General features: G+C 42.8%; 17 protein-coding genes and 1 other annotated feature (1 of these 18 running past the window's edge). Of the genes, 1 reads left to right on the top strand and 16 read right to left on the bottom strand.

The genetic code is table 11. The features are described 5' to 3' along the window. Positions 1-136 precede the first annotated feature (136 nt). Positions 137-622: a LiaI-LiaF-like domain-containing protein gene (locus MKY20_RS09075; protein WP_009333160.1), complete on the top strand. Its 486-nt coding sequence runs from the start codon at positions 137-139 to the stop codon at positions 620-622. 472 nt (positions 623-1094) lie between these two features. On the opposite strand, the gene MKY20_RS09070 is transcribed toward MKY20_RS09075, so the two are convergent. From MKY20_RS09070 to ilvB, 16 genes are all read right to left on the bottom strand, one after another. Then, complete coding sequence (locus tag MKY20_RS09070) at positions 1095-1832, bottom strand: amino acid ABC transporter ATP-binding protein (RefSeq protein ID WP_284521627.1); 738 nt, start codon at positions 1830-1832, stop codon at positions 1095-1097. A gap of 14 nt (positions 1833-1846) precedes the next feature. Beyond that, complete coding sequence (locus MKY20_RS09065; protein WP_175502145.1) at positions 1847-2473, bottom strand: amino acid ABC transporter permease; 627 nt, start codon at positions 2471-2473, stop codon at positions 1847-1849. Between the two features lie 102 nt (positions 2474-2575). Continuing rightward, positions 2576-3361 carry a transporter substrate-binding domain-containing protein gene (locus MKY20_RS09060; protein WP_009333163.1) on the bottom strand — a complete coding sequence of 262 codons (786 nt, stop codon included), beginning with the start codon at positions 3359-3361 and terminating at the stop codon, positions 2576-2578. Positions 3362-3690: 329 nt separating this feature from the next. Beyond that, a complete protein-coding gene (gene yihA, locus MKY20_RS09055; protein ID WP_009333164.1) occupies positions 3691-4272 on the bottom strand; it encodes a ribosome biogenesis GTP-binding protein YihA/YsxC in 582 nt (193 codons plus the stop codon). Further along, entirely contained in the window at positions 4269-6596 is a 2328-nt protein-coding gene (lon, locus tag MKY20_RS09050; RefSeq protein ID WP_009333165.1) for an endopeptidase La, read from the bottom strand. The genes yihA and lon overlap by 4 nt, the downstream gene beginning before the upstream one ends. A gap of 285 nt (positions 6597-6881) precedes the next feature. Further along, positions 6882-8549: an ATP-dependent protease LonB gene (gene lonB / locus MKY20_RS09045; protein ID WP_251174733.1), complete on the bottom strand. Its 1668-nt coding sequence runs from the start codon at positions 8547-8549 to the stop codon at positions 6882-6884. A 281-nt stretch (positions 8550-8830) separates the two neighbouring features. Further along, positions 8831-10096 (bottom strand): ATP-dependent protease ATP-binding subunit ClpX, encoded by a 1266-nt coding sequence (gene clpX / locus MKY20_RS09040; RefSeq protein WP_009333167.1) that lies wholly within the window; start codon positions 10094-10096, stop codon positions 8831-8833. Between the two features lie 574 nt (positions 10097-10670). Further along, positions 10671-11957 (bottom strand): trigger factor, encoded by a 1287-nt coding sequence (tig, locus tag MKY20_RS09035; protein WP_009333168.1) that lies wholly within the window; start codon positions 11955-11957, stop codon positions 10671-10673. 161 nt (positions 11958-12118) lie between these two features. Beyond that, positions 12119-13147, bottom strand: a complete 1029-nt coding sequence (locus MKY20_RS09030) for a tetratricopeptide repeat protein (RefSeq protein WP_251174732.1) — start codon at positions 13145-13147, stop codon at positions 12119-12121. A gap of 101 nt (positions 13148-13248) precedes the next feature. Further along, positions 13249-13842, bottom strand: a complete 594-nt coding sequence (gene leuD / locus MKY20_RS09025) for a 3-isopropylmalate dehydratase small subunit (protein ID WP_251156184.1) — start codon at positions 13840-13842, stop codon at positions 13249-13251. A 16-nt stretch (positions 13843-13858) separates the two neighbouring features. Continuing rightward, complete coding sequence (gene leuC, locus MKY20_RS09020; RefSeq protein ID WP_009333171.1) at positions 13859-15274, bottom strand: 3-isopropylmalate dehydratase large subunit; 1416 nt, start codon at positions 15272-15274, stop codon at positions 13859-13861. 96 nt (positions 15275-15370) lie between these two features. Continuing rightward, entirely contained in the window at positions 15371-16483 is a 1113-nt protein-coding gene (gene leuB / locus MKY20_RS09015) for a 3-isopropylmalate dehydrogenase (RefSeq protein WP_251266942.1), read from the bottom strand. Between the two features lie 110 nt (positions 16484-16593). Next, on the bottom strand, positions 16594-18138 hold the full coding sequence (locus MKY20_RS09010) for a 2-isopropylmalate synthase (protein ID WP_009333173.1): 1545 nt from the start codon (positions 18136-18138) through the stop codon (positions 16594-16596). Next, complete coding sequence (gene ilvC / locus MKY20_RS09005) at positions 18125-19147, bottom strand: ketol-acid reductoisomerase (RefSeq protein WP_009333174.1); 1023 nt, start codon at positions 19145-19147, stop codon at positions 18125-18127. Before ilvC ends, MKY20_RS09010 begins: the two co-directional genes overlap by 14 nt. Before the next feature lie 204 nt (positions 19148-19351). Continuing rightward, positions 19352-19870 carry an acetolactate synthase small subunit gene (ilvN, locus tag MKY20_RS09000; protein ID WP_009333175.1) on the bottom strand — a complete coding sequence of 173 codons (519 nt, stop codon included), beginning with the start codon at positions 19868-19870 and terminating at the stop codon, positions 19352-19354. After that, positions 19867-21588 carry an acetolactate synthase large subunit gene (gene ilvB / locus MKY20_RS08995; RefSeq protein ID WP_217032755.1) on the bottom strand — a complete coding sequence of 574 codons (1722 nt, stop codon included), beginning with the start codon at positions 21586-21588 and terminating at the stop codon, positions 19867-19869. The genes ilvN and ilvB overlap by 4 nt, the downstream gene beginning before the upstream one ends. A gap of 80 nt (positions 21589-21668) precedes the next feature. Further along, positions 21669-21756: a binding site (T-box leader), on the bottom strand (it continues 168 nt past the right edge of the window).

The following is a 21756-nucleotide window of genomic DNA, read 5'->3' as shown; positions in this document are numbered from 1 at the left end:
TTGAACACATATGGTACTATATTTTTTAAACAGGAGCCTGGTCATAGGTATCCTTAAATAGACAAATACTCCCTTATGTACAGTAACAAAAAAACTTGCCGGATTCAAGTATACCTTATTGGAAGTGGTGTTTTTTATGAAAAATCAGCGTGTTTTTCCAGGAATTATTTTACTCGGATTTGGAGCCTACTTTTTCCTTCAGCAGAGCGGATTTACTGCCTTACAGCCGTTCTATTCCTGGCCGACCCTTCTCATTATCGTCGGAGCAGCCTTTTTAATTCAGGGATATGGAGCAAGGGATTATGATTCCATATTGCCAGGTGTCATTTTAACAGGATTTGGCCTTCACTTTCATGTGGTGAACCGCCTGGAAATTTGGCCGGATCATATCGGAACATTTATTCTGATAATTGCTCTCGGCTTCCTCCTTCGTCATCAGAAAACAGGGGCAGGATTGTTCCAGGGCATCTTATTTTTAATTCTTGCCGCATTGCTTCTTTTTTATGACAGGGTTGCAGAGTGGATGGGGCTCCTGGAAAATGGTGTTTCTGATGTTTGGCAGCTATGGCCAATTCTTTTAATGCTAATTGGATTATATTTTTTATTAGTGAAGAAAAAGTAAAAGCGTAAGCATCTTCGGAGCAAGCCAAAAGCGCCTGTTCCTGCGAAGAACATCCAAGGAAGCTTTCCCTTACTGCTCACCCCCTGCAAGCACAAGACGAGACTCACGGAAAGGCATTCTTTGCCTTTTGGGGAGGATTGCTTGAAATGTGGAGGCGACTGCCCAGGGACGACAGGCATAAGACGGTTCCTGTAAGAAGGCGTTTTTCCTGCCGGAAGGAAACGGCTTATGACCCCGAGTTCCTAGGAGCCGCAACTAGACAAACCGAAAATGTGAAGGCAACTGCACAGGGATGACAAGCATAAGACGAGCCCTGCCGGAAGTGTTCTTTCCGTCTGGAAGGGTTTGGCTAGTCTTTCGTCCCTGGGAGCCGCAACTAGACAGGCTTATGACCTCGAGGGGGCAGGCGCTGGGGCAAAAAAATAAAGACAGGGATAGTAAACTTTTCCCTGTCTTTTTATATTCAAACTGGTTAGAGTACTGAATCGAGAAAATTTTTGGTTCTTTGTTCTTTTGGATTGTTAAACAAATCCTCCGGATGCCCCACTTCTACAATTCTACCGTCATGCATATAGACAGCCCAGTCTGCTACTTCTCTTGCAAAGCCCATTTCATGGGTGACAACGACCATTGTCATCCCTTCAAGGGCGAGCTCTTTCATTGTGGAAAGCACTTCCCCTACAAGCTCCGGATCAAGTGCCGATGTCGGCTCATCAAAAAGCATGATATCGGGTTTCATTGCCAGCGCTCTTGCAATGGCTACACGCTGTTTTTGTCCGCCCGAAAGTTTTGATGGATATACATTCTCCTTGTCAGAAAGCCCTACTTTTTTTAATAGGTCCTGGGCATCTTTTTTTACTTGATCCTTTGGAAGCCTTTTCACATGTAATGGTGCTTCCATCACATTTTCGAGAACAGTCATATGAGGAAATAAATGGAAATGCTGAAAAACCATTCCTACTTTTTCTCTTACTTTATTTAGATCATGTGTTTCTTTTTCAACCTTTTCGCCCTCAAAAATGATATTGCCGCTGTCCTTTAATTCTAGAAAGTTCAAGCAGCGGAGAAGTGTGCTTTTACCGGACCCGCTTGCACCGATCAGGCAAACAACATCACTTTCTTTTACTGTTATGTCAATGTCCTTTAGTACGTGCAGATCCCCGAATGATTTGTTCAATTTTTCCACCTTAATCATATACGATTCACTCATGCCTTCATTCCCCCTTAATCACTGCTTGCCATTCTTTTCTCAATCATATTTACAAGGATAGAGAAAATAAGTACAAGTACTAAATAGTAAACAGCTACGATCAGCAGATAACTCATGTAGTCATATTCATTGGAACCGTAAGTCGTGGCCACATTAAAGAGCTCGTACATGCCGATAAAGGAAGCAAGTGATGAATCCTTCAAAGCAATGATAAATTGATTGCCAAGAGGCGGCATAGCCCGGCGGAAAGCCTGAGGCAGAATGATCCTTCTCATTGCAAGGCCAGCAGTCATACCCAGCGAACGCCCTGCTTCCATTTGTCCTTTGTCGATGGATTGAATGGAGCCCCTGAAAATTTCGGCTATATAGGCACCATTGTGAAAAGCAAGTCCAAGGACAACTGACCAAAACTGTGAAATATCCAATGCTGTCAAACCGAAATAGAAGATGAAAATCTGAACAACAAGCGGCGTTCCCCTTACAAGGAAAATATAGATGTCCGCAATCCATTCCAGAACTTTAATTCTCGAAATCTTTAAAAAGGCAAAAAACAATCCTATAAAAATAGCAATAAACACCGCTACAATGGTTAATTGAAAGGTTAAGAGCATTCCCTTTAAAAATACGGGATATGTATCCATAAACTTTGTAAGCAAATCCACAAAAATCCCCCTTCAGTTGGCTATTTCAGTTTGTGTAAAAAACAAAACAGGCGAATGTTTGACACACATCCGCCCGCAATGTTATTCCTTCTCAGGATCAACTGTTATATCTTCACCGATATATTTTTTGCTGATTTCTGTGAGTGTTCCATTCTCTCGAAGTGTTTCAAGAGCTTCATTCACTTTTTCGAGCAGCTCTTTATTATCCTTTGCAACAGCAATTGCCTGCTCACTGCGGCCCAGCAGCTCTTTGCCTTCGATTTTCATTCCGGCGCCAATCGCTTCTTTACCTGTTACAAAGTCTGTGATGACCGCATCATGTTTTCCCTTGCTCAAGGCCTCCAGGGCTACAACATCACTATCATAGAACTGGATATTATCTGTAGCCTCCTCTGCATTTGAAGTATATGTAGAACCCTTCGATACTGCTATTTCCATGCCTTTGAGGTCAGCAAGCGTTTCAACGCTGCTGTCTGGACGCACATAAATTTGCGGGCCAGAATAGTAATATGGCGTCGAAAAATTGACTGCCTTCAAACGTTCTTCCGTAATGGTATGGCTGGCTACCGCTGCATCAAAACGGCCGGATTTCACACCTTCGACAATACCGCCAAACTTAAATTTATTCTGAACCGGCTCAAGCCCGAGTTCTTTTGCTACAGCTTCGGCCACATCAATATCAAATCCGCTCATGCTTCCATCATCATTTGTATAACTAAAAGGTTTGAACTCTCCTGAAGCTGCATACGTAAATTTGTCATCGTTTACTAGATCCATTCCGCTTTTAGACGCTTCCTCTGATCCGCCGCATGCCGCCAGGACCAATACAAAAGCAGCTGCTATAATTCCTTTTAACCAATGTCTCACTAGTCTAAATTCCCCCTTCAGTATCTCTCTTTTATAAATGCCCTTTAACTCTATCATGATTTTAAAATATTCTCAAAATTCATATTTTATGATAATTAATGATATTACAGAATTTAAGCTGTTCTCATTAACTTACCCTCTTTGAACTCCAACATGACTCCTTATCCTCCAGTATTCTGCAGATTCCTCACCCTTCGACAAAAATATTATCCATATTATCCCATTCTTTCACCCTGCAAAATATCGCACTGAAAGCTTCTCTATGACGAAAGACCCAAATGGAGAAATCACAAAAAATCCCGCTGCACAATGCAGCGGGATTTTTTGAATTACATAAAGCTTTTCAATGCAGACCAGGCCTTGTCTTTTCCATAACCCGTTTCGGAGGAAAACATAATGATCTGATCATTCGGATCGATATCCAAGGTTTCTTTCGTGATTTTCATATGTTTTTGCCACTTGGACTTAGGTATTTTATCCGCTTTTGTAGCAATCACTACACAGGGAATATCATAATGCTTTAAAAAGTCGTACATCATGACATCGTCACTTGAAGGGGGATGGCGCAAATCAACTATCAGCACAACTGCTTTTAACTGCTCTCTGCTGGTTAAGTATGTTTCTATCATCTTTCCCCAAGCTTCACGTTCCTTTTTGGATACCTTAGCATATCCATAGCCTGGAACATCAACAAAGTGAAGAATTTCGTTAATAAGGTAAAAATTCAGGGTTTGTGTCTTCCCCGGTTTAGAGGATATTCTTGCAAGTCCCCTTCGATTAAGCATTTTATTAATGAATGAAGATTTGCCGACGTTGGAACGGCCGGCAAGGGCGAATTCCGGCAATTCACTTTCAGGGTATTGATCAGGCTTAACAGCACTGATGACGATTTCTGAGCTGGTTACTTTCATGCTTCGACACCGCCATTCAGGGCATGTTTTAAGACTTCGTCCACATGTGATACCAAAACAAAATCAAGCTCTTCCCTGATGCTTTCAGGGATATCTTCTATGTCTTTTTCATTATCTTTAGGGAGGATGATCTTAGTCAATCCTGCCCGATGGGCGCTCAAAGACTTTTCTTTCAAACCGCCAATAGGAAGCACTCGGCCTCTTAAAGTGATTTCCCCTGTCATTCCCACTTCTTTACGGATTGGCTTTCCAGACAGCGCAGAAACCAGTGCGGTTGTAATAGTAATCCCTGCAGATGGACCATCTTTTGGGACTGCACCTTCTGGAACATGAATGTGAATGTCATGCTTTTCATGGAAATTCTCATCAATTCCCAGTTCCTTTGCTTTAGAACGAACATAACTGAATGCCGCTTGAGCAGACTCTTTCATGACATCCCCAAGTTTACCTGTAAGAACAAGCTTCCCTTTTCCAGGAGAGAGGGATACTTCTATCTGAAGGGTGTCGCCGCCAACTGTTGTATAGGCCAGCCCTGTAGCAACACCAACCTGGTCTTCAAGCTCAGCCTGACCGTAGCGGTATTTTGGCTTTCCAAGAAACTCCTCAGTATTTTTACCATTCACAATCACTTTCTTCTTTTCGCCGGATACGATAATTTTAGCCGTTTTCCTGCAGATAGTAGCCAGCTGACGCTCCAAGCCCCGGACTCCTGCCTCACGAGTATAATAGCGGACTACCTTCTGAAGGCCATCTTCACGAATCTGAAGCTGAGATTTGGAAAGACCATGTTCTTTAATTTGTTTAGGCAGCAGGTGGTCTTTTGCTATATGAATCTTTTCCTGCTCTGTATAGCCTGCAATCGTGATAACTTCCATTCTGTCCAGCAGCGGACCAGGAATCGTCCCGAGATTGTTGGCTGTGGCTATAAACATGACCTTTGAAAGATCATATGTTTCTTCAATGTAATGATCACTAAAATTATGGTTCTGCTCGGGGTCTAAAACCTCCAGCATCGCAGATGAAGGATCCCCGCGGAAGTCAGAAGACATTTTGTCGATTTCATCAAGCAGGAACACAGGGTTAATCGTACCTGCCTTTTTCATGCCCTGAATGATGCGGCCAGGCATTGCACCTACATAAGTTCTTCTATGTCCGCGAATCTCAGACTCGTCCCGAACTCCGCCGAGTGATACACGGACAAAATTGCGGTTAAGCGATGTCGCGATAGAACGGGCAAGGCTTGTTTTGCCGACACCAGGAGGGCCTGCAAGACAAAGAATCGGCCCTTTAAGGGAATTCGTCAGCTTTTGCACTGCAAGGTATTCCAGAACCCGTTCCTTAACTTTTTCCAGGCCATGATGGTCTTCATTCAGAATTCTTTCCGCCTTCAGGATATCCAGGTCATCATCTGTTGCCTTTGACCATGGCAATGTGACAAGCCATTCGATATAGTTGCGGATAACTGCACTTTCAGCTGAACTGGATGGAACTTTTTCATAGCGGTCCAGTTCTTTTAAAGCTGTCAGCTCGACATGCTCAGGCATGCCGGCATTTTCAATCTTTTCCGTCAGCTCAGCTATTTCTCCTGTCTTGCCTTCCTTATCCCCCAGCTCTTTTTGGATTGCCTTCATCTGTTCACGCAAATAATATTCCTTTTGCGTTCTCTCCATCGATTTTTTCACACGCTGGCCAATCTTTTTTTCAAGGTTCAGAACTTCTTTTTCATTATGGATGATTTCAATAACCTGGTTCATCCGCTCTTTTACATCTATGGTTTCAAGAATTTCCTGTTTTTCTTTAAGCTTTAAAGGCAAATGGGAAGAAATGATATCTGCCATGCGCCCCGGCTCTTCTATATCTGCTACAGAGGAGTACGTTTCGGCTGAAATCTTCTTCGATACCTTTATGTATTGCTCAAAATATTCAAGCATGGTCCTCATCAATGCCTGATCTTCTACGTCCTTAGTCTCAGGATCCTCAAAAACCTTTACACTAACAGAATAATGTTCGGCTTCATCCTGAAAATCAATAATTTCCGCTCTCTTAAGCCCTTCAACAAGAACTCGGATGGTACCGTTTGGAAGCTTGAGCATCTGCTTTACACGTGTTAGCGTACCCATTCTATATAGATCATCTTCTGATGGTTCATCTATAGATATATCCTTTTGTGTTGTTAAGAAAATTAAATGGTCATCTACCATTGCTTTTTCAAGGGCCTGAACCGATTTCTCACGGCCTACATCCAAATGCAGAACCATGGTCGGATAAACAAGCAAGCCTCGAAGCGGCAGGAGGGGGACGATGATTTCTTTCTTTTTCGCCATTCCTTTGCACCTCCAAAATGCATCTTTTTAACCCCATTATTGCTAATAATTTCTTTGTACAATTCTATCGTATTTAAATAGCAGTGTCTATTAAAGAGAAATTGCTGAAAGCCTGTATTAAAAAGATATTCATTTATAATTACACTTTATCCTTCTTTACGCAAATAAAACTTCGGTTTGTAGCCTAAACTGCAAACCGAAGTTTCTGACCGCGATTAGCGGGAGGCGTTTGTACAGCGAGTTTTCAATAACTGACAAACCCTGAATGGGTTACTGGGCCACACATCATATGCTCTCTTTTTTCTTTAATTCGATTGAAGCGGTTATGGCTTGCTCTTTGAGATACTCTTTATGCAGCGCTGCATCAAATACTTCATTCAAATGGGTTACAGGGATAATCTTAATGCCTGTTATCTCCTTTAAGATGGATTGCATATTTTCTTTTGGGATAATAACTGTCTGTGCTCCTGCTTTTTTAGCAGCCTTCACCTTTGGATATACGCCTCCAATTGGCTTGACATACCCGTGAATGCTGATTTCCCCGGTCATGGCTACCGTATTGTCCACTGGCCGTTTATAAATGGCAGAATAAATCCCTGTTGCCATGGCAATGCCCGCAGAAGGGCCGTCAATTGGAACTCCGCCGGGGAAGTTGACATGAATATCATATTCGTCAGCCGGTACGCCCATTGATCTCAAAACAGTAATAACATTTTCAATTGAACCCTTGGCCATACTTTTTCTGCGGATTGACTTTCCTTGGCCGCCAATGCTTTCTTCTTCTACTATGCCTGTTATATTAATACTGCCCTTTTCTTTTGCAGGAATCACAGTAACTTCAATGTCAAGCAAAGCACCTGTGTTCGGTCCATATACGGCCAGACCATTTACAAGACCAACAGCAGAATGAGAATTGATTTTCCTTTCCATTCTCGGTGAAAGCTGACTCGATTGCACAACCCATTCAATATCTTCATCTTTTATGTAATCACGATCTTCAGTAATCGCTAACCCTGCAGAAATTTGAATCATATTAACCGCTTCTCGTCCATTTCTTGCATAATTGGCGAGAATGCCTAGAGCATTTTCACTAATAGTGAGATTGACCTTTTCCGAAGCCTTTTTGGCTACAGCTGAAATCTCTTCTTCAGCTAACTCTCTGAAAAATACCTCCATGCATCTGGAACGAATGGCAGGCGGTATTTCATTCGGGGTCCTGGTAGTTGCTCCAATCAGGCGAAAGTCCGCCGGCAGGCCATTTTTAAAGATATCATGAATATGGGTTGGTATTTGAGTATTTTCTTCATTATAATAAGCACTCTCCAGAAATACTTTCCGGTCTTCAAGCACTTTCAGAAGCTTGTTCATCTGAATGGGGTGAAGCTCACCGATTTCGTCAATAAAAAGCACCCCACCATGTGCATTTGTAACAGCCCCCTGTTTAGGCTGCGGGATTCCCGCCTGGCCCATTGCCCCGGCTCCCTGATAAATTGGATCATGAACAGAACCTATTAGAGGATCTGCAATACCCCTCTCATCGAATCTCGCCGTAGTAGCATCCAGTTCTATAAAAACAGAAGCTGCTTCAAAAGGGGACTTTGCATTTTTCTTGGCCTCTTCCAGTACCAATCTGGCAGCAGCCGTTTTTCCCACGCCGGGAGGACCATAAATAATTACATGTTGAGGATTGGGTCCGCACAATGCCGCTTTCAGAGATTTAATTCCATCCTCCTGCCCTACAATGTCTGCAAAACTGGCTGGACGAACTTTTTCTGATAAAGGTTCAGTTAATGAAATGGAACGCATCTTTTTCAATACATCCATTTCCTTCCTTGATTCACGGTCGATAGAAACCTTTTGTGTCCGCTGGCTCCTAAGCAAATTCCAAAAGTAAAGCCCAATGACAATTCCAAAAAACAATTGGATAAATAAAGCGATCCCCGTCCAACTCATTGTGTTCCCTCCTGCATTATTTGTTCTCGTTGATAATGCTAGTATCTCCCTGACTGAGTTGGAATAAACAAGGAATTCATTTAAAAGTAAGCATGGAAAGCGGAAGCGTCTTGCTCACGAAGGAACACAGATTAAAGTGCCGCTTTCGGTCCTGCGATGTATCGTTACCACAGCTTTCCTTGTCCTGTGGCAATGTCCGCATGACCCCATCCTTGGGGGCATCAAGAATAAATATTTAAGAGCATAAAAAATGGCCATGCCTCAAGGCTGGCCACTTTTTATTATGCTGACGTCTTACGCTCTTCTTCTACGACTGTTCCGTCCTCCAAAACAAGTTTTGGCGAACCATTATCAATAACCGTTTCTTTCGTAATAATGCATTTTTTAATATCTTCGCGTGATGGAAGATCAAACATTACATCCAGCATGATTCCTTCAATAATGGAGCGCAGTCCTCGGGCACCTGTTTTTCTTTCAATTGCTTTTTTAGCAATTTCTTCAAGTGCGCCTTCTTCAAAATCAAGCTCAACATCATCAAGTTCAAGCATTTTCTGGTATTGTTTGACAAGTGCATTTTTAGGTTTAGTTAAAATCTCAATCAATGCAGCTTCATCAAGCTGGGAAAGGCTTGCAATAACTGGAAGACGTCCAATAAATTCAGGGATTAAACCGAATTTCAGCAGGTCTTCAGGAAGCACTTTTGCAAGAAGATCCTTTGGCTCGATTTCTTTTTGATTCTGGTCGGATCCAAAGCCAATTACCTTCTGGCCTAAGCGGCGTTTAATAATTTGCTCAATGCCATCAAATGCACCGCCGCAAATAAACAGGATATTGGTCGTGTCAATCTGGATAAATTCCTGATGAGGATGTTTGCGGCCGCCTTGTGGCGGTACGCTCGCAACTGTTCCCTCCAGAATTTTCAATAGAGCCTGCTGCACACCTTCACCCGATACATCACGAGTAATTGATGGATTTTCTGACTTACGTGCAACTTTATCAATCTCATCAATATAAATGATTCCTTTTTCTGCCTTTTCCACATCATAATCTGCTGCCTGAATAAGCTTTAGGAGAATATTTTCAACATCTTCCCCGACATATCCGGCTTCAGTCAATGATGTTGCGTCTGCAATTGCAAACGGAACATTAAGAATACGGGCCAATGTCTGAGCAAGCAAGGTTTTACCGCTACCAGTCGGACCGATCATGGCAATATTACTTTTTGATAGTTCAACTTCATCTATCTTGCTGTTGGAATTGATGCGCTTATAGTGATTATATACCGCAACAGATAACGATTTTTTCGCCTGATCCTGGCCAATTACGTACTCATCCAGAATATCGCGGATTTCAGCTGGCTTTGGCACATCTTTGAATTCCACTTCTTCTTCTGTACCCAGCTCTTCCTCCACAATTTCAGTGCAAAGTTCAATGCATTCATCACATATATATACTCCTGGCCCAGCAACAAGTTTGCGGACCTGATCCTGTGTCTTGCCACAGAAAGAACATTTCAATTGCCCTTTTTCATCATTAAATTTAAACAAATCCTTCACCCCTTGAAAAAACTTCAAAACGATATATTAAGCTTGCGAGATCACATGCAAATAGTTCTTTATTCAGCCATAGAAAGGTTGGGAATTATGGCGGGCTCTTTGAAATATACGTGCAAACATGCCCTCTTTAATAATTCACACTTTCTTAAAAATCAAAACCTTCAGCAGTTATGTATTGCATTGTAACACATTTTTACAGTGGACAGGAAATGATAACTCTTAAAACATTTCAATTATGTATGCATGCATGTGATGGGATTTCGCAAAGAAAAAACAGGCTGAATATTATATGTACTTTCATAAGCTTAACCAAAAATGGCTAAATTAAGTCGGCCCCTTGGACCGATAATTAAATTATCTATATATGTATTTGTATTCCTGTCCATGTTCAATATGCCGTAAAACTTTCACCAGGCAAAAGATACAAGGGAGATTTTAATTATGTATTGTCTTGATGGTATAAAACAAGGCACGATAAACTCGCGCCTTGTTTCTTATTAAAAGGGAGAAAATTTCTGCTTTCGAAGTTAGACCACTGTCTAGCTCCGACTCCGCTTTTCTTTTATTATGCAACAGTTTTACTATTTTCCACAAGGAAATCTACTGCTTTTTTAATTTGAAGATCTGCTTTTAGGCCTTCAAGGCTTCCAAGAGCTTGTGTGATCTGGTCAGCAGACATGTTGTACATTTCTGCCATTTTGTTAAGTTCTTCTGTAACTTCTTCATCACTTACTTCGATGTTTTCTGCTTTTGCGATTGCTTCAAGAGTCAGGTTAACGCGTACGCGCTTTTCAGCTTCCTCTTTCATTTGCTCGCGCAGTGCAGCTTCATCCTGTCCGGAGAACTGGAAGTATAGTTCAAGGTTCATGCCTTGCATTTGCAGACGCTGTTCGAACTCCTGCATCATGCGGTTAACTTCTGTGTCAACCATTGCTGCTGGAATTTCCATTTCAGCATTAGCTGCTGCTGCTTCAACAACAGTATCACGGACATGGTGCTCAGCTTCATGCTTCTTGCTTTCTTCTAAGCGAGTTTTGATTTTTTCTTTTAATGCATCCAAAGTTTCAACTTCTTCGTCTGCATCTTTAGCAAACTCATCATCAAGCTCAGGAAGCTGTTTTGTTTTGATTTCATGTACAGTTACTTTGAATGTTGCAGGCTTTCCAGCTAGCTCGGCAGCATGGTATTCCTCTGGGAAAGTAACTTCAACTTCCTTGGATTCTCCAGCCGCGGTTCCAGTCAATTGGTCTTCAAAGCCAGGGATGAACTGTCCTGAACCAAGTTCAAGTGAGTAATTCTCAGCTTTTCCGCCTTCGAAAGCTTCGCCATCAACGAATCCTTCAAAGTCCATAACAACTGTATCGCCAGTTTCAGCTTTTCCTTCTTCTTTAACGGCAAGTTCAGCTTGTCTTTCCTGAAGTGAAGTTAGCTCGCTGTTAACATCTTCATCTGTAACGTTTGTTTCAAGTGGCTTGACTTCAAGGCCTTTGTATTCGCCAAGCTTTACTTCAGGCTTAACAGTAACTGTAGCTTTGAAGATAAGGTTTTTTCCTTGTTCGATTTGCTCAACATCGATTTCAGGACGATCTACCGGCTCAATGCCTGTTTCATCAATTGCATTAGCATAAGCTTCTGGAAGAAGATAATCTACTGCATCCTGGTATAAAGATTCAACTCCGAAACGCTTTTCAAACATTCCGCGAGGCATTTTTCCTTTACGGAATCCTGGTACGTTTACTTGCTTAACTACTTTTTTAAATGCAGCGTCTAAGCCTTCATTCACTTTCTCTGCATCTACTTCAATTGTAAGAACCCCGCGGTTCCCTTCTAACTTTTCAAATTTAGCAGACATACAATCATTTCCCTCCAAAAATCTATTATCATTTCATTCAACACAGAATGTTATGAATATCTCTTGTTTTTCAAGCCATATCCATTTAATAAAAATGTATATATACACATAATACAACCATTATATTATAACATACACTCCCTGTCTTTCAACATTGAAGGCTAAATATTGGGATAAGAAATTTCTTCTATCTTTCTTATAAAGGCAAGAGCCTGTTCAATTTCCTCTTCAGGAGCTTCATAAATATCTCCCAGTTTGCTGAAAGAACTGGTTAAGCCATGGTACTCATATGAAAGCATATGGTATGCCGCCGCCCAGGACGCAGCGTTATCCGGTGAAGCCTCAAGCGGATATAGCAGGAAAAAGTGCCTTTCTGCAAGGCTTTTTGTATTTTCATATAATACCGGATCTTCCTGCTCGAGCTGAATCTCCAGTTTATTGACTATTTTTAACAGCATCGGCTGCTGATGTACCGGGGGGAGATCAGCAGGAATAACTCGTACACTCTTATTAAATTTCCGAATCGGTACATATTTATCATAACCATGCTCGGTAAGCACATTTAACAGCATCGTTTTAAAGAAAGGATTACCGTCATGCGCTTCAAGATATGCTTTAATATCTTCTATATATGGCCTGATATTATGCTCTGCCAGCTGTGCAGCGATCTGCACTTGGTCATGCTGATCCTGGTAGGAGAACAGATTTAACTTCCTGTTCTTGAATTCCTCCATTTCAGGTGCTTCAATCTCGGCTTCAGACGGTGAAGCCGCCATCTTTCTGCTGAACTCAAGCATTCTGCTGAAATGCTCAAACTTCTCCTTCGGGATCTCCCTCTCTTCAAGGAGAACTTCAATCATTGCTGCAATCTCGCTGTATTGGTGCAGCTGCACAAGGATCATTAAATAAAGATCCATTACCTGTATGTAATCCCCAATGCCTGTTTGGAGCATTTTATTAGCCAGTTCTTTCGCTTTTTCCAACTCTCCCGCTTCATAATATGCCAGAACAAGCCCGATATGTACATCGGTATTCTCAGGCTCCATCTCCATTGCTTCTTCAAAGAACAGGATCGATTCCTGATACCTTTTCTGCTGAAAGGACTCAAGCCCCTTTTCCAGCAGTCTTTTCTCAAGGCCGGGAAATAGAATGATTTTATTGTTTTGATTTTTCCGTTCCCGCTTTCCCATGCTAGTACCGCCTCAACTTATATTTTTGAAGATAGTGTAGCATGAATCAGCAGAAAAACAAAAAGATTCATGGTTTCCCGCCATGAATCTTTCATATATTCCTACTGTACCGCTAACTTTTTTTCTTCAAAATTTGAAATGCTTTTTTCTAATTGAAGGGTAATCTCTATTTCATCCCATCCATTAATCAGCATTTTTTTCCAGTAATCATTAATAGAGAATGATGCTGAAAAACTATGTTCATCTTCAATTACTTGATTCTGCAAATCAACCTTTAATTCGTATGGCTGGCTTTTAGCACGCTTGAGCAGATATTCGACTGTTTCAGCCGGAAGAGTGATTGGCAAAAGTCCATTTTTTAAGCAATTTTGATGAAAAATATCAGCAAATGAAGGGGCAATGATGACTTTAAAGCCATAATCTCCTAAAGCCCATGGTGCATGCTCCCTCGAAGAACCGCAGCCGAAGTTTTCATTTGCAATGAGGATAGGGGCACCCTGGTTTTCTTCCTTATTCAACTCAAACTCAGGATTAGGCAAACCATCTTTTGTAAATCTCCAGTCATAGAACAGATACTGTCCAAACCCCGTTTTTTCAATTCTCTTAAGAAATTGCTTGGGGATAATCTGATCAGTATCCACATTTGCTCTATCTAAAGCAGCAGCTTTCCCTTGCAGTGTTTTAAATCCGCTCATTTTGTTCTCCTCCTTTTTATTGAACTGTTTCTGCGCTAAGCAAAGCACCTACGTCCACAAAATGTCCGTACAAAGCTGCCGCAGCCGCCATTAATGGACTGACAAGATGTGTTCTGGCCCCTGATCCCTGGCGTCCTTCAAAATTTCGGTTTGATGTTGATGCACAATGCTCGCCGCTTGGCACAATATCATTATTCATGCTCAAACACATGCTGCAGCCTGATTCCCTCCATTCAAAACCAGCCTGCTTAAAGATAAGATCCAGTCCTTCAGCCTCCGCCTGCTTTTTGACCTGCTGTGACCCCGGAACAACAAGTGCACGGACTTGAGGATGAACTTTCTTCCCTCTAATTATTTCCGCGGCCTGTTTTAAGTCTTCCAGCCGGGAATTTGTACAGGACCCGATGAATACATGCTGAATCTGAATGTCTTCAATTTTCTGCCCTTCCTGCAGCCCCATATAATCTAAAGCTCTAGAAAGTGATTTTTGTTCAAGCTCGTTTTTGCATTCCTCAAGTTTTGGAAGCTGTTCATTCACTTTGGAAGTCATAGAAGGATTTGTCCCCCAGCTGACCATTGGCGCAATATCTGCTGCATCAATTTGAATGGTTTTATCGTATGCCGCATCAGGATCGGATACAAGCTCTTTCCAATTCTCTACCGCCTGCGCAAATTCAGCTCCTTTTGGTGCATACTTCCGTCCTTGCAGATACGCAAACGTCGTTCCATCAGGACTGACAAGCCCTGCCCTTGCTCCTCCTTCAATGGACATATTACAAATCGTCATTCTTTCTTCCATTGACATTTTCGCAATGGCATCCCCGCAATATTCAATAATATGGCCCGTACCAAAGCCAATTCCGTTTTTGGCAATAATATAAAGTATGACATCTTTAGCGGTAACCCCTTTTTTCAACTCGCCATTTATCTCCAGTTTTAATGTTTTAGGCTTGCTTTGCCATAAAGTCTGGGTAGCCATGACATGCTCCACTTCACTTGTTCCAATGCCAAATGCTATTGATCCAAAAGCACCATGAGTCGATGTATGGCTGTCACCGCAAACAATTGTCATGCCTGGCTGAGTAAGCCCCAGCTCCGGCCCGATAACATGGACTATCCCCTGTTCAGGACTATCCAGGCCTGCAAGAGGGATGCCGAATTCCAGACAGTTTTTTTCCAAAGTAGTCATTTGGTTCAGTGCAACAGGGTCATTGATGACTTTTCGGTTATCAGTAGGAATATTATGGTCAACTGTAGCAAACGTTTTATCAGGCCTTCTGACTTTTCTGTTTTTCATTCTTAAACCTGAAAAAGCCTGAGGGGATGTAACCTCGTGCACTAAGTGGAGGTCTATGTACATCAAATCCGGCTTCCCCTCTTCCCTGTGGACTACATGCTTTTCCCAAATCTTATCTATTATTGATTTTCCCATTCTGTTCCACTCCCTTTTTAAAAGAAACACGGCCGATGAAGGCCGTGTCTCATTTTTTAAAATCAGCTGAAACTGTGTCCAGCCATCATTTCAGCTTTATGCATAAGCCCCCATGATATTTAGAATTGCTTCGTTATCCAAAAGGGTAGCCTTCACCTCTTCAATCATTTCAGAAGTAGTTACCACCTTTTTTCCAAATGAAACAATATCTCTTGTACGATAGCCAGCTTCAAGTACTTGATTAACAGCATTTTCAACCGCTTCAGCTTCCTCTTCCATTCCGAAAGATAATCGAAGCATCATCGCTGCTGATAAAATCATGGCAATAGGATTGGCTGCATTCTTCCCTTGAATATCCGGTGCTGAACCATGGATTGGTTCGTATAAATATGGCCCATTTTCCGAGATACTGGCAGAAGGAAGCATCCCTAAAGAGCCAGTCAATACAGAAGCTTCATCGCTCAAAATATCACCAAACATATTTTCCGTTACTACAACATCGAATTGCTTCGGATTTTTAATCATTTGCATCGCTGCATTGTCAACAAGCATATGCTCCAATGCCACTTCCGGATATTGCTTTGCAATTTCCTCCGCTACCTCTCTCCACATTCGGCTTGATTCCAGAACATTTGCCTTGTCAACAGAAGTCACCTTGCCACGGCGGCTTCCGGCAAGTTCAAAGGCCAGTTTAATGACTCGCCGCATTTCTTCTTTTTGATAAAACAATGTATCTACCACAGCATCTTTTCCGTTTTGCTGGGTCCTCTCGCTTGGCTTTCCGAAATACAGGCCGCCAGTTAATTCTCTGACCATCAGCATATCCACACCTTCAATTACTTCATTTTTTAATGGAGAAGTATCAGAAAGGCTGGAATAATATTGAGTTGGCCGCAGATTTGCATAGAGATTCAATTCCTTTCGGATCTTCAAGAGACCCTTTTCAGGACGAAGGTGGGGAGGCTGCCGGTCCCATTTAGGCCCTCCAACCGCTCCCAGCATGACCGCATCGCTTTCTTTGCAAAGCTCCAGCGTTTCATCAGGCAGTGGAGTTCCGGCTGCATCAATAGCAGAACCGCCAATTTTGCCATATAAAAATTGGAATTGATGTCCGAACCGTTCTCCAACGGCCTGCAGGACTTCAATTGCTCCCTTCACCACTTCTTTGCCGATCCCATCTCCTGGAAGTACTGCGATACGTTTTTTCATTTTTAATCCCTCCGTCTGTTTTTTTGTTTATTCTTATAGATTATTGTTTTGGTTATTGATTTCAGCACGGGGCACTATAGCAAACCCGCGGGGAGGAACAGGAGCTTCTATTAATTCGCCTCTACCGCTTGCGCCTGTGCTTTTTCTTTCATATATATCACTCTATTAACAGCGTTCAAGTAAGCCTTTGAGGAAGCTTCGAGCACATCCTGAGCCAATCCGCGGCCGCTGGTTTCCACTCCTTCGTAGTTCAGCTTTACATAAACCTGAGCTAAAGCGTCTCTACCTGCCCCTACGGATTGAATGCGGTAATCAAGAAGGTTAGCTGTTCCATTCAAGCATTTTTCCAATGTGTTATACAGAGCTTCTATGCTTCCTGCTCCAGTACCGGCTTCCTGGATCACTTCGTTATTTGATCCTGACAGAGTAACAGTTGCCGTTGGAACAGAGTTCGTGCCATATTGAATTTGGATTCCGATCAAATCATAGAATCGTTGTTCCTTGGAGAGCTTCTCTTCAAGTACAATGGCTGCAAGGTCATCGTCTGTCATCTCTTTTTTGCGGTCAGCCAAATCCTTGAAAACTGTGAATAGCCGGTTTGCTTCTTCATCTGCTACTTCAAGCCCCAGTTCACTCAGACGATTTTTAAAGGCATGGCGTCCAGAGTGTTTTCCAAGCACCATGGAATTGGATTGGAATCCGACTAGATCAGGGGAAATAATTTCATAAGTTGTTTTTTCCTTCAGTACCCCATCCTGGTGTATTCCTGATTCATGTGCAAAAGCATTTCTTCCGACAATCGCTTTATTGGCTGGTACCACCATGCCTGTCAGCTTGCTGATCAGGCTGCTCGTTCTGCTGATTTCCTGAAGATTCAGACGGGTGGAAGCCTGATAATGATTATTTCGGATGTAAAGGGCTACCGCCAGTTCCTCCAATGCCGCATTTCCTGCTCTTTCACCAATCCCGTTGATAGTGCCCTCAATCTGTGTTGCTCCATTTTCTATAGCTGAAAGGGAATTAGCTATGGCCATTCCCAAGTCATCATGGCAATGAGCTGATAAGGATACTTTATCAATAGAAGGAACATGATTTCTTAAATATTGAAAAATCTCTCCATATTCCTGCGGTGTTGTGTATCCCACAGTATCCGGTATATTAATGATCGTCGCCCCAGCCTGGATGACCTTTTCAATTATTTCAGCAAGAAAAGGCAATTCCGTCCTGGTAGCATCCTCCGCAGACCACTGGACGATCGGGAACTTTGAAGCAGCATACTTAACTGTTTCAACTGCTGTTTCAACCACTTCTTCTTTCGTTTTCTTTAACTTATATTGTCTGTGAATCGGAGAGGTTGCCAGGAATGTATGTATCCTTGGCTCAGCCCCGTCCTTTAATGCTCCCCATGCGGCATCTATATCAGAGATAACTGCTCTCGCCAGGCCTGTGACCGAGCAATTATTAATAGTCTGGGCAATTTTCTGAACAGAAGCAAAATCACCTTTTGACGCTGCAGGAAAACCAGCTTCAATAATATCAACATTCAAGCGCTCCAGCTGTCTGGCAATTTCTAACTTTTCGGAAAAGTTAAGGTTTACACCGGCCGATTGTTCGCCATCTCTTAAGGTTGTGTCAAATATCTTAATTGTTCGCACTTACGACCACTTCTTTCTTCTTGCTGCTATTGACAAACGGCATCATCTTGCGAAGCTCTCTTCCAACCTGCTCGATCGGATGCTCATTTTCTCTCTGATTTACGGCATTGAATACCGGTCTATTTGCCTGGTTTTCCAAAATCCAGCCTTTAGCAAAATTGCCTTCCTGGATATCTTTCAAAACTGCCTTCATTTCTTCTTTCACTCTTGCATCTACTACCCGCGGGCCGCTGACAAAATCTCCCCATTGAGCAGTATCTGAGATGGAATAGCGCATTCCTTCCAAACCGCCTTCATACATAAGGTCAACGATGAGTTTTAGCTCATGGAGACATTCAAAGTATGCCAGTTCCGGCTGATACCCAGCTTCTGTAAGAGTTTCAAATCCTGCTTTCACCAAAGAAGTCAACCCGCCGCATAGCACTGCCTGTTCGCCAAATAGATCTGTCTCGGTTTCTTCTTTAAACGTTGTTTCTAATGCACCTGCGCGAAGAGATCCAATGGCTTTAGCGTAAGCAAGGGCCAGTTCCTTCGCTTCTCCCGTTACGTCCTGATGGACTGCAAACAGTGCTGGGACACCTGCATCCTGTTCATATGTTCTTCTGACCAAATGGCCTGGTCCCTTAGGTGCTACAAGCAGTACATCACACTCTTTTGGAGGCACGATCTGATTAAAATGAATATTAAATCCATGAGCAAACATTAATGCCTGGCTTGATAGATTCGGTTCAATTTCTTCCTTGTATACTTTTGGCTGGAGTTCATCCGGCAATAAGATCATCACTACATCAGACTGTGCAGCAGCCTCAGCGACCGAATATACCTGGAAGCCGTCTTCTTCTGCTTTTTCCCAAGACTTCCCTTTTCTAAGGCCGATTACAACTTCAACTCCGCTGTCCCTCATGTTTAACGCATGCGCATGTCCCTGAGAACCATATCCGATAACCGCTACTTTCTTTCCGTTTAAATAAGCTGCATTTGCATCTCCGTTATAGTACATTTTTGCCATGTTTTATCTCCCTCTCCTATTAAAATTTATTATTGTAGTGTTTCTTTTATCAATGCTGTCCGTTGATTTCCGCTCCAGGCTGCTCTCTTTCCGCGGGGCGGGCGGTGAGCCTCCTCGACGCTGCGCGTCTGCGGGGTCTCACCTGTCCCGCTACTCCTGCAGGAGTCTCGCACCTTCCGCTACAATCAACTCAGTAATTAATAATTAAACAATTGAATATGATTTGGACTGCTGGGAAGTACGCTGTGTTCCTCTTGGGAATGCCGTTGTTCCCGTCCGGGCAAGCTCTTTGATTCCATAAGGTTTAATAAGTTCAATGAAAGCTTCTACTTTATCAGATTCACCTGTAATCTGAACAGTCATGCTATCCTTGCTGACATCTATGACAGAAGCTCTAAAAGGTTCAATCAAAGAGTATATTTCATTTCTTGTATAAGGGACCGCCTGAACTTTTATGAGGGCGAGCTCCCTTGCCACTATCGACTGATCCGTGATATCAGTCACTTTTATCACATCGATTTGCTTGTTTAGCTGTTTCGTAATTTGTTCACTGGCACTGGAGTCCTCAACATGGACCACACAAGTGATGCGCGACATCCCTTCATGTTCAGACAGCCCAACTGAAATGCTTTCGATATTAAAGTTTCTTTTGGAAAATAAATTCGTGATTCTGTTTAGCACACCCGGCCGATTCATAACAGTCAGGCATATGACTCTTTTCATGGTTTTACACCTGCCATTTCATGAAGTCCTTTTCCAGGCGCAATCATCGGATACACGTTTTCATCCGGATCCACCCGGAAGTCGATAAGTACTGGTTCGCGGTTATGAAGCACTTCATCCAATAACTCTTCAGCTTCTTCTTCAGATTGAATGACATATCCTTTTATTCCGTAGGCTTCTGCCAATTTTACGAATGATGGCTGTACTGGAATTTTGCTGTGAGAGAAACGGGATTCATAAAATATCTCCTGCCATTGCCGGACCATGCCAAGGGCCATATTATTAAAAATGATAATTTTCACCGGCAGGTTCATTTCCTGTATAATGGCAAGCTCCTGCGTTGACATTTGGAACCCTCCATCTCCGCAAATAGCGAGTACGCATGCTTCCGGGTCGGCCAGCTGAGCTCCGATGCTGGCAGGGAAACCAAATCCCATTGTACCAAGCCCTCCTGATGTCACCCACCTGTCTGCCTTATTAAAGCGGTAGTATTGGGCTGCCCACATTTGATGCTGTCCTACGTCTGTTACGACGATGGCATTCCCTTCCGTTTTTGAATGAAGCATTTCCATGACTTTCTGGGGCTTCAATCGTCCAGACTCTTTATCATAGAAATATGGATATTCCTCCTGCCACCCCATGATGGTTTCCATCCATTCTTTATGGGCCGGCGGTTTTCCATCCTGCAGAATCAGCTGCTCTAGAGCTTCTTTTGCATCTGCGACAATCGGAATGGAAGTCGGAACGTTCTTGCCGATTTCAGCAGGATCAATATCAATATGGGCGACTGTTGCATGTGGTGCAAAATGCTGTAAGTTTCCAGTTAATCTGTCATCAAATCGGGCTCCAATATTTATCAGCAAGTCACATTCTGTAAGTCCCATATTGGCTGCATAACAGCCATGCATCCCTGCCATTCCGATAAATAATGGATGATCTGCCGGGAACCCGCCGAGGCCCAGGAGTGTGTGAATTATAGGAATTTGCTGCTGCTCCGCATACTCTTTTAATTCTTTGGATGCTCTTCCATGAAGCACGCCCGCACCAGCCAGGATGACAGGCTTTTTCGATCGGCTGACCGCTTCAGTTAATTTCCTTATTTGCAGGTAATTTGGTTTTAATGTCGGCTGATATCCCGGCAGATTCACTTCCTTTTCTTCCTCAGGCTGATCTGAAACTCCCGCAGCGATGTCTTTAGGTATATCGATCAGTACTGGTCCTGGCCTGCCGGTTGAAGCTATATAAAAAGCTTCTTTAACAATTCTCGGGATATCTTCAATGCTGCGGACCTGATAATTGTATTTTGTAATTGGAGTGGTTATCCCCAGGATATCTGCCTCCTGAAAGGCGTCTGATCCAATGACTCCCGTTGCCACCTGGCCTGTAAAAACAATCAGCGGAAGTGAATCCATCATTGCGTCCGCAAGCCCGGTAACAATATTAGTGGCTCCTGGGCCTGAAGTGGCAATTACAACGCCCGGCTTTCCAGATATCCGGGCATACCCTTCAGCAGCATGAATTCCTCCCTGTTCATGACGCGGCAGCACATGAAGAATCTCTGAATGATACAGTTTGTCGTAGAGTGGAAGAACAGCTCCTCCAGGATAACCAAAAATCACTTCAACATTTTCTTTCTCCAAGGCTCTTAATAACAGATCAGCACCGGTGACAGGATGTGTCTCCGTTTTTGTTTCTGTTAAGGCAGCTTCCTGCAGCATTTGTTGATAACCTCCTCATGTTTATATAATTCCAATATAAAAAGCCCTTCCACCCCTAAAGACACCTATCGATTGTAGGTATAAGGGATGAAAAGGCTTTGATAACCTGTTCCACGGTACCACCCTGATTCACGCTTATAGTGCGTGCACTCATGAACAGCCAAATGC

The sequence above is a fragment of the Cytobacillus sp. FSL W8-0315 genome, assembly GCF_038002905.1.
GTDB lineage: Bacteria > Bacillota > Bacilli > Bacillales > Cytobacillaceae > Cytobacillus > Cytobacillus pseudoceanisediminis.
Note: the sequence above shows the minus strand (reverse complement) of the source record. Positions and strands in the feature narration are given on the sequence as shown.

Coding starts and splice junctions, on each gene's coding strand:
- MKY20_RS09075 (WP_009333160.1), top strand. CDS start 137: ATGAAAAATCAGCGTGTTTTTCCAGGAATTATTTTACTCGGATTTGGA.
- MKY20_RS09070 (WP_284521627.1), bottom strand. CDS start 1,832: ATGAGTGAATCGTATATGATTAAGGTGGAAAAATTGAACAAATCATTC.
- MKY20_RS09065 (WP_175502145.1), bottom strand. CDS start 2,473: ATGGATACATATCCCGTATTTTTAAAGGGAATGCTCTTAACCTTTCAA.
- yihA (WP_009333164.1), bottom strand. CDS start 4,272: ATGAAAGTAACCAGCTCAGAAATCGTCATCAGTGCTGTTAAGCCTGAT.
- lon (WP_009333165.1), bottom strand. CDS start 6,596: ATGGCGAAAAAGAAAGAAATCATCGTCCCCCTCCTGCCGCTTCGAGGC.
- lonB (WP_251174733.1), bottom strand. CDS start 8,549: ATGAGTTGGACGGGGATCGCTTTATTTATCCAATTGTTTTTTGGAATT.
- tig (WP_009333168.1), bottom strand. CDS start 11,957: ATGTCTGCTAAATTTGAAAAGTTAGAAGGGAACCGCGGGGTTCTTACA.
- MKY20_RS09030 (WP_251174732.1), bottom strand. CDS start 13,147: ATGGGAAAGCGGGAACGGAAAAATCAAAACAATAAAATCATTCTATTT.
- leuD (WP_251156184.1), bottom strand. CDS start 13,842: ATGAGCGGATTTAAAACACTGCAAGGGAAAGCTGCTGCTTTAGATAGA.
- leuC (WP_009333171.1), bottom strand. CDS start 15,274: ATGGGAAAATCAATAATAGATAAGATTTGGGAAAAGCATGTAGTCCAC.
- leuB (WP_251266942.1), bottom strand. CDS start 16,483: ATGAAAAAACGTATCGCAGTACTTCCAGGAGATGGGATCGGCAAAGAA.
- ilvC (WP_009333174.1), bottom strand. CDS start 19,147: ATGGCAAAAATGTACTATAACGGAGATGCAAATGCAGCTTATTTAAAC.
- ilvN (WP_009333175.1), bottom strand. CDS start 19,870: ATGAAAAGAGTCATATGCCTGACTGTTATGAATCGGCCGGGTGTGCTA.
- ilvB (WP_217032755.1), bottom strand. CDS start 21,588: ATGCTGCAGGAAGCTGCCTTAACAGAAACAAAAACGGAGACACATCCT.